The sequence below is a fragment of the Cognatishimia sp. WU-CL00825 genome (assembly GCF_040364665.1).
Lineage (GTDB): Bacteria > Pseudomonadota > Alphaproteobacteria > Rhodobacterales > Rhodobacteraceae > Cognatishimia.
On record NZ_BAABWX010000001.1, the window covers coordinates 777,366 to 790,175 of the forward strand.

General features: G+C 52.5%; 13 protein-coding genes. 8 read left to right on the top strand and 5 right to left on the bottom strand.

From position 1 onward, the window contains the following. The first annotated feature begins 64 nt into the window (after positions 1 to 64). From zwf to pgi, 3 genes are read left to right on the top strand one after another with little or no spacing between them, the layout of a single operon-like run. Positions 65 to 1,513, top strand: coding sequence for a glucose-6-phosphate dehydrogenase (zwf, locus tag ABXG94_RS03755; protein WP_353532401.1), 1,449 nt, complete (start codon positions 65 to 67; stop codon positions 1,511 to 1,513). Further along, positions 1,510 to 2,181: a 6-phosphogluconolactonase gene (gene pgl, locus ABXG94_RS03760; protein WP_353532402.1), complete on the top strand. Its 672-nt coding sequence runs from the start codon at positions 1,510 to 1,512 to the stop codon at positions 2,179 to 2,181. Before zwf ends, pgl begins: the two co-directional genes overlap by 4 nt. 5 nt (positions 2,182 to 2,186) lie before the next feature. After that, on the top strand, positions 2,187 to 3,794 hold the full coding sequence (gene pgi, locus ABXG94_RS03765) for a glucose-6-phosphate isomerase (protein ID WP_353532403.1): 1,608 nt from the start codon (positions 2,187 to 2,189) through the stop codon (positions 3,792 to 3,794). Positions 3,795 to 3,840: 46 nt separating this feature from the next. Here the strand turns inward: pgi and ABXG94_RS03770 are convergent, their stop codons facing one another. Genes ABXG94_RS03770 through ABXG94_RS03780 form a run of 3 tightly spaced genes read right to left on the bottom strand, consistent with a single transcriptional unit; the run spans position 3,841 to position 6,173 of the window. Further along, the gene (locus ABXG94_RS03770; protein ID WP_353532404.1) at positions 3,841 to 4,917 is read right to left on the bottom strand and encodes a dihydropteroate synthase; all 1,077 of its coding nucleotides are present in this window, start codon (positions 4,915 to 4,917) and stop codon (positions 3,841 to 3,843) included. A 9-nt stretch (positions 4,918 to 4,926) separates the two neighbouring features. Next, positions 4,927 to 5,850 carry a methylenetetrahydrofolate reductase gene (locus tag ABXG94_RS03775; protein ID WP_353532405.1) on the bottom strand — a complete coding sequence of 308 codons (924 nt, stop codon included), beginning with the start codon at positions 5,848 to 5,850 and terminating at the stop codon, positions 4,927 to 4,929. A gap of 26 nt (positions 5,851 to 5,876) precedes the next feature. Then, the gene (locus ABXG94_RS03780) at positions 5,877 to 6,173 is read right to left on the bottom strand and encodes a virulence factor (protein ID WP_353532406.1); all 297 of its coding nucleotides are present in this window, start codon (positions 6,171 to 6,173) and stop codon (positions 5,877 to 5,879) included. 239 nt (positions 6,174 to 6,412) lie between these two features. On the opposite strand from ABXG94_RS03780, the gene ABXG94_RS03785 reads away from it, so the two are divergent. Together ABXG94_RS03785 and ABXG94_RS03790 are read left to right on the top strand one after the other, a co-directional pair. Next, entirely contained in the window at positions 6,413 to 7,525 is a 1,113-nt protein-coding gene (locus tag ABXG94_RS03785) for a Ppx/GppA phosphatase family protein (RefSeq protein ID WP_353532407.1), read from the top strand. Positions 7,526 to 7,571: 46 nt separating this feature from the next. After that, positions 7,572 to 8,294: an RlmE family RNA methyltransferase gene (locus ABXG94_RS03790; RefSeq protein WP_353532408.1), complete on the top strand. Its 723-nt coding sequence runs from the start codon at positions 7,572 to 7,574 to the stop codon at positions 8,292 to 8,294. A gap of 1 nt (position 8,295) precedes the next feature. Here the strand turns inward: ABXG94_RS03790 and ABXG94_RS03795 are convergent, their stop codons facing one another. Next, positions 8,296 to 8,472 carry a hypothetical protein gene (locus ABXG94_RS03795; RefSeq protein ID WP_353532409.1) on the bottom strand — a complete coding sequence of 59 codons (177 nt, stop codon included), beginning with the start codon at positions 8,470 to 8,472 and terminating at the stop codon, positions 8,296 to 8,298. Between the two features lie 304 nt (positions 8,473 to 8,776). On the opposite strand from ABXG94_RS03795, the gene ABXG94_RS03800 reads away from it, so the two are divergent. Next, positions 8,777 to 9,283: a thioesterase family protein gene (locus tag ABXG94_RS03800; RefSeq protein ID WP_353532410.1), complete on the top strand. Its 507-nt coding sequence runs from the start codon at positions 8,777 to 8,779 to the stop codon at positions 9,281 to 9,283. On the opposite strand, the gene ABXG94_RS03805 is transcribed toward ABXG94_RS03800, so the two are convergent. After that, positions 9,280 to 10,359: a GlxA family transcriptional regulator gene (locus ABXG94_RS03805; protein ID WP_353532411.1), complete on the bottom strand. Its 1,080-nt coding sequence runs from the start codon at positions 10,357 to 10,359 to the stop codon at positions 9,280 to 9,282. The genes ABXG94_RS03800 and ABXG94_RS03805 overlap by 4 nt on opposite strands. A 106-nt stretch (positions 10,360 to 10,465) precedes the next feature. Here ABXG94_RS03805 and ABXG94_RS03810 point away from each other — a divergent pair, with 106 nt between their 5' ends. Together ABXG94_RS03810 and ABXG94_RS03815 are read left to right on the top strand one after the other, a co-directional pair. After that, a complete protein-coding gene (locus ABXG94_RS03810; protein ID WP_353532412.1) occupies positions 10,466 to 11,485 on the top strand; it encodes a GlxA family transcriptional regulator in 1,020 nt (339 codons plus the stop codon). 116 nt (positions 11,486 to 11,601) lie between these two features. Next, positions 11,602 to 12,753 (top strand): aromatic ring-hydroxylating oxygenase subunit alpha, encoded by a 1,152-nt coding sequence (locus tag ABXG94_RS03815; RefSeq protein ID WP_353532413.1) that lies wholly within the window; start codon positions 11,602 to 11,604, stop codon positions 12,751 to 12,753. Positions 12,754 to 12,810: the final 57 nt, after the last annotated feature.

Sequence of the window (12,810 nt, forward strand, 5' to 3'; positions counted from 1 at the left end):
AGCGGAGTTGATAGGGTGCGTTAGCGCTAACGGATGTGGCTTGACCACCAACTCAGAGGATCAAATGGTTTCGCGAATTATTCCAGTCGACTTGTTCGACCTGATCATTTTTGGCGGCACGGGCGATCTTGCTCGCCGGAAAATTCTGCCTGCTTTGTTCAAGCGGTTCTGTGATGGGCAGATTCCGCAAGGCTCTCGTATTATTGGGGCGGCGCGGTCTGATATGACAATGCAAACCTATCAAGACTTTGCAAAAGAAGCCGTTTTGGCAGCTGACGATGCACCGTCTCATACTGCAAAGGTCGACGCGTTTCTAACCTGTCTGGATTATGTGAAAATCGATGCCATGGGGGAAGAGGGCTGGGATGTCCTAAGCGCCAAGCTCGACACTGACCGGGTGCGAGCATTTTATTTTTCGGTTGGCCCTAATCTGTTTGACGATCTGGCAGACCGGCTGCATCTGCATAAAATGGTGCAAGACGACACGCGCATTGTGGTAGAAAAACCATTCGGGCGCGATCTGATATCCGCCAAGGCCTTGAACAAGGCGCTGTCCAGTCGGTTTGACGAAACCCAAGTGTACCGCATTGATCATTATCTTGGCAAAGAGACCGTCCAGAACCTGATGGCTGTGCGCTTTGGCAACATGCTGTTTGAGCCGCTTTGGAACAGTCAATACATCGATCATATCCAGATCACAGTGGCCGAAGAAGTTGGCGTAGGGGGCCGAGGGGCCTATTACGACAAATCCGGTGCTATGCGGGATATGGTGCAAAACCATTTGATGCAGTTGCTGTGCCTGACAGCCATGGAACCCCCAGCCAAATTTGACCCGGATGCCGTGCGCGATGAAAAACTTAAAGTTATCCGCGCTTTAGAACCCGTCGAGCCACACCACTTGGTGCGTGGCCAATATGCTGAAACCGCAAGCACCCAAGGGTTTCGCGAAGATGTTGAGAATCCTCAATCCAAAACCGAAAGTTTTGTGGCGCTCAAGTGTGCTGTGCAAAATTGGCGTTGGGCAGGCACGCCCTTTTATCTGCGCACCGGCAAACGCTTAAAAGCGCGCGATTCAGAAATCATTGTGGCTTTTAAGAACACGCCACATTCTATTTTTGGCCCCGAAGCCGGACAACACAGCAATGAATTGCGCATTCAATTGCAACCAGACGAAGGCATCACGCTGAAGGTGACAATCAAGGAACCGGGGCCGGGCGGAATGCGCCTGCTGGATGTGCCCCTGGACATGAGTTTTGCAGAAGCCCTTGGGCCTGATGCCGATACGCCAGACGCCTATGAGCGCCTGATTATGGATGTTTTACGCGGCAATCAAACCTTGTTCATGCGCAACGACGAAGTCGAAGCGGCCTGGGCATGGACCGATCCGATTATTCAAGGATGGGAAGCGCGTTTTGATGTTCCAAAACCCTATGATGCGTTTAGCGAAGGTCCAATTGACGCTATGTTGCTGATGCAACGTGAGGGTCGAGAGTGGAGGAAAATTGCAGAATGAAAATTGAAAAATATAGCGATTTTGACATGATGGCGATTGATGTCGCCAATGCCATTGCAGGCGATCTGACCGCAGCCCTGCAACATGAAGATCGGGTTTTGTTTGCGGTTCCCGGTGGCTCGACACCCGGTCCGATTTTTGATGATCTCTGTGCTGCAGATCTGGATTGGTCGCGCGTTGATGTCATTCTAACCGATGAACGCTGGGTGCCGGCTGACAGTCCACGCAGCAACACCACCTTGTTGCGCGAACGGCTTTTGGTGAACCGGGCAAGCAAGGCCAGGCTTTTGCCGCTTTATGCGGATGCCCCCCAACCCGAAGACGCAATTTCAGGGCTGATTGATAATCTGACAGGCTTGTTGCCGATTGATGTGGCGGTGCTGGGTATGGGGCCTGATATGCACACAGCTTCGTTGTTTCCTGATTCTGACGAACTGGTCGCGGCCTTGGATTCGGCTGCGCCGGTACTGCTGCCTGTGCGCCCCAAAAGCCAACCAGAAGCCCGCGTTACACTCGCAGCGCATGTCCTGAATGGAGCTCTGCGCAAACATGTGGTGTTTCGTGGCAAAGAAAAATATCAAGCCCTAGACGCCGCAAGGCATCTGCCAGCAAAACAGGCCCCAATACGGGCGGTGATGGATGGCGCAACGGTACATTGGACGGAGTAATAAGAATGTGGGATAAACTCACGGCACTGCACGCGGCGACAAAAGATAGACATATCAATGACTTGTTTGACAATCCGGGACGCAGCTCAGAATTCGCGAGCGAATGCGATGGCTTGTTCTTTGATTATAGCAAGACCAATATTGACGCTGAGGCCAAAGCCGCACTGATAGAGTTGGCGATCTCAAAGGCGCTGGAAACCCGCCGCGCGGCAATGTTTGCAGGTGAAAAAATCAATCAGACCGAAGACCGCGCCGTTTTGCACACAGCGTTGCGAAACTTGGATGGTCCTGGCGTGATCGTGGACGGGGTCGATGTGATGCCCGGCGTCAAACAGTCATTGGCCCAAATGGCCGACTTTGCAAATGCAGTCCGCAGCGGTTCATTTACGGGCGAGGGGGGCAAGATCACCGATGTTGTGAATATTGGCATTGGCGGCTCCGACCTGGGTCCGGCCATGGCTGTGCCTGCTCTGGCGGCCTTTCACGACGGTCCGAAATGCCATTTTGTGTCCAACGTGGATGGGGCTGATTTGGTGGACAAACTGGCAGGTCTCAACCCCAAAACCACCTTGGTTCTGGTGGCCAGCAAGACATTCACAACACTTGAAACCATGATGAATGCCCGCAGTGCCATGGCGTGGATGGCCAAAGAGGTCAAAGATCCGGGCGCGCAATTTGCGGCGATTTCGACCGCGATGCAGGCCACTGCAGAATTCGGTATTCCATCCAGCCGGGTCTTTGGTTTTGAAGATTGGGTTGGTGGTCGCTATTCGATGTGGGGTCCTATTGGCCTGTCGATCATGTTGGCGGTTGGGCCAGAGTCGTTTACGGAGTTTCTGCGTGGCGCACAGGCGATGGATCGGCATTTTTGCGACGCCCCGCTGGCGGAAAACATGCCGGTATTGCTGGCGCTGGTTGGTATCTGGCACCATCAAATCAGTGGCTATGGCACCCGCGCGGTCTTGCCCTACGAACAGCGCCTGTTGCGCTTGCCAGCCTATTTGCAGCAGCTTGAAATGGAATCAAACGGCAAAAGTGTCAGCCTTGACGGAGAGCCATTGGATCAAACGGTCGGCCCAATTGTCTGGGGTGAACCGGGCACCAATGGGCAGCATGCGTTTTATCAATTGATCCATCAGGGCAAACAGATTGTGCCTTGTGAATTCATCGTTGGGGCGCAGGGCCACTCGCCTGACCTCGATGCACACCACAAGGCGCTTTTGTCCAACTGCCTGGCGCAATCCGAAGCCTTGCTGTTGGGCCGTCCCATAGAAGACGCCCGCACATTGATGAAAGCCAAGGGGCTTGCAGGAGCCGAGTTGGAAGCAAACGCGCAGCAACGTGTCTTTGCCGGAAACCGCCCATCAACCACGCTGATGTACAACAAACTTACTCCGTTTGTGTTGGGGCAAATCGTTGCGCTTTATGAACACCGTGTGTTTGTTGAAGGTGTGCTTTTGGGGATCAATTCCTACGATCAATGGGGCGTGGAATTGGGCAAAGAGCTGGCCGTAAAACTGGCTCCAGCGATGGAAGACAACGCAGATATTTCGGCGCTACATGTCGCGACTGCATCTCTTGTATCACGTGTGCAATCGTTCAGAAGTAATTGATAATAAACAAGTAACCCCGCAATTTCGCGGGGTTACTTAATGCTTCTTAGCCACGACGTCGGCGGCCGCCACCACGTCGTCCGCGACCAGAGTCACCCTCTGCTGCAGGGGCTGCGTTGAACTTGATCCAATCTGCGCCGCCATCATCGCGATTGGTTAAGAAGTTGGCCGCACGAATGGCTTCCATCTCTTTACCCGGACGCGCCAGTGTAGAACCCATGCCGAACATTTGAACAAATGCTTCGTCATCCATGCCGTCCGGCAACACAATGCCTGCCGCTTCGACTTCTTCGCGTTTCGCCGCGATCTTCTTGGGGCCGATCGGCAGGGCCACAGGGTTCATGATCGCAGATGTCATGCCTGCCGCGATGGCCATCGGTAAAAAGGCGTTGTTGATACCATGACGATTGGGCAGTCCAAACGAGATATTAGAAGCCCCACAGGTGGTATTCACACCCAACTCGTCGCGCAAACGGCGCACCAGCGTAAAGACCTGATGACCAGCCGTTGCCATTGCGCCAATTGGCATCACCAGCGGATCCACCACAATGTCATGTGCAGGAATACCAAAGTCAGCCGCGCGTTCGACGATTTTCTTGGCAACCGCGAAACGCACATCCGGGTCCTCGGAAATACCTGTGTCATCGTTAGAAATCGCAACCACGGGCACGTTGTACTTCTTGACCAGCGGTAGCACGAGTTCCAGACGCTCTTCTTCGCCTGTCACAGAGTTCAACAGCGGGCGGCCATGCGCAGCAGCAAGCCCGGCTTCCAAGGCTCCAGGAACCGAGCTGTCGATACACAATGGGCTGTCTGTCACCGACTGAACGGTTTCAATCAGCTCTTTCATCAGGGTTGGTTCGACAAAATTGTTGTCCGCATAACGCACGTCTTCTGCCATTTTGTTGGAAAACACAGCGCCTGAATTGATATCAAGAATATTTGCACCGGCGGCCACCTGTGCAAGAGCATCCGCTTGAACGCGTGAAAAATCGCCGCGTTCCAGTTCCAGATTCAAGATCTTGCGACCCGTCGGGTTAATACGTTCACCAATCACACTGAAGGGCTGATCAAATCCGATGATCGTTGTTTTTGTCGCAGATTCGATGACGGTACGGGTCATGAAAATTCCTTAAGCATTTGCTGGTTTCGTGGAGGACCCGCCGTTGTCGGTGGCCCATTTTGCATTTGTTTTGATGCCGCCCAACGGAAAGAAATGTGCGGCCTGAATATTGAAATCCGGATGCGCAGCCTTGTGGTCCGCCAGAGCTTTTACAACATCTGTTGGTTCATAGGGTAGCAATAGTTTTGTGACGTCCATTGCGCGTTTTTGCAGGACCTTCAACGAAGGACCAACACCGCAGGCAATGGCGAATTTTATCAGCGTTTGCAGCTTGGCAGGGCCAGCGATACCGATGTGGATCGGCAAGGTGATGCCATTGTCCTTTAAGCCATTTGCCCATTCAATGATCGGCTGGGCCTCAAAGCAGAACTGGGTCACAATGGCCATTTCTGCGTCGGTTGTGTCGCGGAAATTGTTTTTCCAATGCAATGCTTCGTTCACCAAAGTCATGCCGCCATCCGGGTCAATGTCTTTGTTGCCTTCCGGGTGTCCGGCCACATGCAGCCGCTTAAAGCCTGCTTTGTCAAACAGGCCTGTCTCCAAGAGCTGCATAGAGCTGTGGAAATCACCTTTGGGCTCTTTGTTGTTGCCAGCCAAAAGCAGCGCTTGTTCGACGCCTGCCTCGTTTTGGTACATCGAGATCCAAGTCTGAAGCTCAGCTTTGTCAGCAATAATTCGCGCTGGAAAATGCGGCATGGCTGTCATGCCTGCATCAGTGATCCGCCGTGCGGTGGCCACCATATCAGTGATGGATGTTCCATCAATATGGGCAATGTAAACCCGCGTATCTGCCGGGAGATGATCTCGAAAGTCAGCGATTTTTTCCGCTGTCCGCGGCATCACTTCAATCGAATACCCCTTCAGAAAATCTTGAACTTGGGGGGATCCATCCTGCCCAGTTTCAAGTCTTTTCTTGAAATTTAATAGCGCCATGAGCCTCTCCAAGAACCAATGTTGTGTCACGCCCACCCATCATTTTGAATCAGGGATTTTAAGCGTTGCTGATCATATTCCAGCTCAAGCCGTTCTGCCTCGGCAGCAACGATTTCAGCAGGGTCTCCGTCCACCGCATAAGGATCTGCTTTGCGCCATTCCGCCAGATAGGCATCCGCGTCAGAAGAGCCGATTTTCATCGCCGCCCGGTCAATGGCTTGCTCAAACCGCTCCGCCAATTGTTTTTTCGCGCCACGACGCCCTTTGCCCACAATAACCTGAGCTGGGATGTCGCGCCAAAATACGATGGTGACGTCTGGCATGTTGAAGTTCCTTATTTGATAGCTCTTGGTAGACCAGCTTTTTTCCAGTTCCGGGTCCATTTTCGACTTAAAGGCCACAATCCGCGACCTCTTGGCTTCTATCTGTGTCCGGCCTGCAGCGCCACAGCCAGGGGACTGAAAAATCCTAATGATGATCTTGAACAGATCAAGGGCAGGGGATTGCGCGTTGCCTTTCAAAGCACTACGCTGGTGTTAACTCGAAATGGAGGGCGTGTAATATGGCGCCCAAGCGTCCCAAAGGTGCGGGCGCATTCCCGAAACCGGTCGAAAGCTCCGCGCCCAAGACACCGGATCCAAGTGAGCTTTATGCAGCACTGGATCTTGGTACAAATAGTTGCCGCATGTTGATTGCCCAACCAAAGGGCAGTCAGTTTCATGTGGTTGATAGCTTTTCTAAGTCGGTCCAGTTGGGATCAGGCCTGGAAAAGACTGGGCGCTTGTCGCGTGGCTCGATGCGCCGCACGATACAAGCCCTGCGGATCTGCCAGCAAAAATTGCGCCGGCATCGTGTGAAACACATGCGGCTTGTAGCGACCGAAGCCTGTCGTCGGGCGCGCAATGCCAAAGACTTTATCAAGCAGGTGCGCCGTGAAACCGGTTTGCAACTTGAAATCATTCCTGCAGAGGAAGAAGCCCGGCTTGCGGTCATTTCCTGCGCGCCGCTAGTGTCCACCAAGACCGAACAGTTGCTAGTTGTTGATATCGGCGGCGGCTCTACGGAACTGGTTTGGATTGATCTGTCCAAAGTGCCCGCGCGCGAGCGGCCCAAATCCATCATGCGCATGCGCGGTGGGTTGCAGAATATCGACACGCCGTTTCCGGCTGCCCGCGTGGTTGACTGGATATCCGTACCCTTGGGCGTGGCAACCCTGCGCGATCAATTTAATGACGTCGAGGATGACGCGGCGCGTTTTGCCCTAATGAGTTGGTTTTTCGAAGAAAACCTCGCCGATTTCGCCCCCTATAAAGACGAGCAACCCCGCGAAGGCTTTCAGATTGTTGGCACCTCTGGCACCGTCACAACCGTTGCCGCAAGCCACCTTGGATTGCGACGATATGATCGCAACAAGGTGGATGGGCTTCGCATGACATCAGAGCAAATAGACAAGGTGATCAATGACTATTTGCGGCTTGGGCCAACCGGCCGTCGACAAGACCCGCGCATCGGTCAGGATCGCCATGCGTTGATCATGTCTGGCTCAGCCATTTTGCAAGCCTTGCTACGCTGTTGGCCAACCGACCGCCTGTCGGTTGCCGATCGCGGGCTGCGCGAAGGCCTGCTTTATGCACAGATGTCAAACGACGGTGTTCTGGAAGATGGGCCGTTCTAGGTGTATCAGGCATCAAAGCGATTCTTCGCAATAATTGGGTGAAGCTGTGAAAGACAAAAAACCGTCAGGAATAAAGAATACCTCTGGGCGGGGTCAACGTGATCTGACGATCAAGGTCAAATCTGCGCGTGGGCGCAGCATCAGTTCTACCCGTTGGTTACAACGCCAGTTGAATGACCCCTATGTCAAACGGGCCAAAGCCGAAGGTTTTCGGGGCCGCGCCGCGTTCAAGATCTTGGAACTGGATGACAAATTTCGGTTTTTGGTGCCAGGCGCGCGCATCGTCGATTTGGGCTGCGCCCCCGGTGGCTGGCTTCAAGTCGCAGTGCCGCGGGTAAATGCGCTGGGTGAAAAACCCGGTAAAAAGGTTGGCACGGTCTTGGGAATTGATTTGCAAGAAGTCGAGCCACTGCCAGGTGCCGAAATCTATCAACTTGATTTCATGGAAGATGACGCAGACCTGAAAGTCAAAGAATGGCTTGGCGGCAAAGCCGATGTGGTCATGTCTGACATGGCGGCATCCTCGTCGGGCCACAAGCAAACAGACCACCTGCGCATCATCGCATTATGCGAAGCTGCCGCATATTTGTCGTTTGACGTGCTGCAAGAGGGCGGCACATTTGTTGCCAAGGTCTTGGCAGGTGGCGCAGAAGGTGAACTGCAAAAACTGCTAAAGCAGAAATTCACCAAAGTTGTGAACGTAAAACCGCCGTCGTCTCGCGCGGATTCTTCGGAAAAATTTGTAATTGCGACGGGTTTCAGAGGCTAGGTCACCGTTTTAAGGACGCACAGGCAAGTTCGCGAAAGCTTTCGATTTTTGCGTGCTCAATCGCTTGCGATTGTGGGGCGCTGCCCGCGCAAACATTTTCCTGACGGATGAGTTCAAAGAGGCGGCCCAAACGCGGACGGTTCATTGCGTCTTGAAATTGTGTGTGGCGAATATGCATGACGATCTCCTTTATAACTTTGCTAAAGATGATTAAAATTTTCAGATAAATGCGGCCGAATTGCTGCGAAAGCCGGGCATTTAGGCGAAATTTGCCCCTTTTTGTCTTAGTGTCCGTTTTCGGCTGCAAGTCACACTTTGCGGCAATCAAGCCCGCATGTTTATCTTGCGGTGTCGCCATAGCCCCGTGATCTGTCGCGGGGCTTTTTGAATTTGCATACATTCCTGTAATCTAGGTGCAAATGCCCAATGCAAACTGGGCCGCGGTTTGGCACGCCACAACTTGGCACATTAGGAATGAAATAATGCCCGAAGCACCGATATCCCTGCGTGATCTACAATCAATTCTATTCAAATCTTGTGATCTGATAGTGCCAGACGCTTGGACTGACATGAATGGTCACATGAACGAGGCGCGATACGTCGAAGTCGCGGCTAAAGCCACAGATGCTTTGCTGGACTATATCGGTGCAGGGCAGGATTATGTTGCAACTCAAAAGAGCTATTTTACCGCCGAAAGCCACGTCAGGTTCTTGGCAGAGGCGCATGCAGGGGACCATTTGGTCACCATGACCCGTGTACTGCAAGGGGCGCCCAAAACCCTGCATTTGTTTCACACGCTCTTTCGCAGCGCAGCGCCTGCCCAGCCAGTGGCAACGGTTGAGACACTGTTGGTGCATGTCGATCTGAAAAGCCGTCGCGGCTGCTTGCCGTCTGATGACGTTGCCAATGCGGTAGCAAGCCTGCGTGCAGAACATGAAAAATTGCCCTTACCACAAGGGCTTGGGCGTCACGTTGGGCAACGCCCTTAGGCCAATTTACCATTCGCCTCAGAGGACAATCGGAAACGATAGGGCGACGCGCCAAATTTCATACGAAAGCGTTTTGAAAAATAGCTTGTCGAGCCAAATCCACAAGCCGTCGCCACCTCGATTATCGACAGATCAGTGCCTGCCAACATGGTGCGGGCCTGTTGTAGGCGAACATCAACAAGAAAGCTGCGGGGGGACAAATCAAGATGGCGCTTAAACAGACGTTCCATTTGCCGGCGCGACACGTTGCACATTGCAGCAAGCTCGTCGAGCTTAAGGTCTTCCTCAAAATTATCCTGAATAAAATTGACCGCCTTCAGCAATTTTTTGTCGCGAATGCCGAACGTAGCAGCCGTCGAGGACTTTTGCGGATCATTGGACGACCTTGGCACATTCACAAGACACATTTGCGCTACGGCCACAGCAAGCTTAGAGCCAAACAGCTTATCTATCCGCGCAATCATCATATCGGTTGCCGCAATACCACCGGCACAGGTCCAGACCCGGTTGTCAAAAACAAAGGTACATTCAGAGGGTTCCAATTGGTCAAAGGTCTCGCTGAAGGGCGCAAGGTTTTCCCAATGCAGCGTGAACTCAGAGTTTTGCAGAATGCCCGCCTTTGCCAGCGCATAGGCCCCGGTGCAAATCCCGCCAACCGTTTGTCCTTTGCGCCATTGAAAGCGCATCCAATTTGCCACTTTGTCCGACGTATGCAAAATCGGGTTCACACCGCTGCAAACAAGGATCTTGTCTGTGCTTTGCACGAGAGAAAAATCCCCAGCAACGCTAATTTCCACACCGCTCGAACAGGCGATGGCCTGCCCATCTTCGGAAACCAATACCCAGCGAAACAGCTCTTTTCCCGTCAACTGGTTCGCAATCCGCAAAGGTTCCAGCGCAGCACTAAACGCATTCAGGGACATTTTGGGCAGCAAAACAAAAGCATAAGACTCTGTTTCGTAAGTGCCAGGCAGGTCCACATGGGCCACGCCTTGTGACACAGCAGCGCGTTGCACCGATGGCGTCGATGGGGTGGTTTCAGGGTCTATGGTAGGATGATCGTTAGGTGCTTCCATAATTGACTGGCCCAAGCTGATGGCTGCGTTTGATCGATTATCCTGAGCTGAACAAGCTTGCGAGTTTCAACTTTATTGGACACATTATTAACAAAAACGGACAAATATGCGTGAAATGCTTCAATCAACGTTAATTCGCGTTATCGTGACGCCGAATTTCAACCTAGCCGCGACGATGAACTTCATCGATCCGTTTCGTGCGGTGAACTATCTAGAGGGCCTCAGTCTGTTTCGCTGGGAAATTGCGTCGGACATGGGCGGCCCCTGTGTGGCCAGCAATGGGGTTTCTATCGACACCCAAGCGTTGGTGAACCTTGACGAAGTTGCACCAGATATCACGATTGTTTCCTCAAGCTGGACGCCAGAGGACGTGAGCACAGCGCGTATTAACAAAGCGTTGCGCACGGCTGCGCGCGCTGGAAAAACCATAGGCGGCCTGGACACCGGGGCCTTTATTCTTGCTGAAACCGGGTTGATGCGCGGCAAGCGTGCCACCGTGCACTATGAACATATCGATTCCTTTATCGAACTCTTCCCAAACATCGATGTCAGCGAGAATCTCAGCGTTTTTGATGGCAAATTTATAACCTGTTCCGGCGGCGTCGCCTCTGTCGATTTTGCCCTGCGCATCATTCACAGCACACTGGGGCCAGCGATTTCCAATGCGGCCGCACGGTATATCTTCCACCCAGAATTCAGGGGCGCGGGCAAATCGCAGAATCCCTCTGGAGATGAACCAATGGGCGCAAACGTGCCTGATACCGTCAAGCAAGCGATCTCAGAAATGGAAGCCCACCTCGAAGATCCGCTCACAATTCCAGAGATCAGTAAGAATATAGGTATATCCCAACGGCAACTCATACGGCTTTTCTCTCGTTATTTGAACAAAACCCCAGTTTTGTACTACCGTGATATTCGACTGGATCGGGCGCGGGGGCTGGTCACGCAGACAACTTTGTCGATGGCTGAAATTGCTGTTGCGAGTGGTTTTTCAAATCAGGTTCATTTTAGCCGGGCGTATCGAGAGAGGTTTGGGCTTTCTCCTTTGCAAGACCGTGGCGAAGGACGCATTCCATTTGAGTTTCGTGCTTGGCCTTTGCACCGAAATCCAAAAGGCGAAGCTTAGGGCCAAAATAGTTAAGATATTGGCTGAAAAAGTTCAGTCACACGGGGCGCGCGGGATAATTTTGTTGAAAGCTTCGCCAACAGGCAAGCAGCAATAGGTCTTAAACGAGGTTCGAAATGACAGAGCTGCCAACCCCACAGCAACGAGCGGAAATCGCAAAAGGGTATCACCCAGACGCATCTCGCTCATTCTCTCTCAAGGCGGATGCCTATACAGATCCGGTCTGGCATGACGTTGATGTCAAAGAGGTAATCGCAAAAACATGGCAATGGGTGTGCCATGTAGAAAAGCTGCGAAACCCCGGGGACTACGTGACAATAGATATCGCTGGAAACCCAATTGCCTTGGTGCGAGACCGCGAAGGTGTCTTGCGCGCCTTTTACAATGTCTGCAAACACCGGGCGCATACGCTTGTCTCTGGCGAAGGAAACACGTCGCGTCTGATGTGCCCTTATCACGCCTGGGTTTACAAGCTAGACGGCAATTTGGTGCGCGCACCGCATACCGAAAACTTGGATGATTTTCAAACCAAAGAAATCTGTCTTGATGAGGTTCGTGTCGAAGAATTCTGCGGCTTTATCTATGTCAATCTGGATACTTCTGCAGTGCCACTGGCTGAAATGTCGGGCGAACTGGCGACAGAGATCAAACATTGGGCTCCAGACATCGAGAACCTGACGTTTGCTCATCGTTTGACATATGACATCAAGTCAAACTGGAAAAATATCGTTGATAACTTTCTGGAATGCTATCACTGCCCAACGGCGCATAAAGACTTCTGTGATCTGGTGGACATGGACACCTATAAGGTGACCACCCATGGCATATATTCAAGCCACATGGCGGATGCTGGCAAGGCTGAAAACAGCGCTTATGATGTTTCAAACGCCACGGTGCGCACCCATGCGGTTTGGTGGCTTTGGCCAAATACCTGCATCATGCGTTACCCTGGTCGCTCGTCTTTGATTGTGCTCAACATTATTCCAGTTGGCCCTGATCGCACCTTGGAAACCTATGATTTCTTCCTCGAAGACACGACGCCGAACGAAGCAGAAATCGAAACCATCCGCTATTTGGATGAAGTGTTGCAGGTCGAAGATATCAATCTAGTTGAACGGGTTCAGCGCGGCATGAATACACCTGCCTTTACCCAAGGCCGGATCGTCAACGATCCTGAAGGATCAGGGCAATCAGAGCACGCCTTGCATCACTTTCATGGTCTCATTCTAGAGGCCTACGCCAAAACTGCCACTGCCACACAGGCGTGATCGTTTCAACTTTGTCCCAATGGGGCGTCGCCCTGGGTGCATTAAGCATTCAGGGCG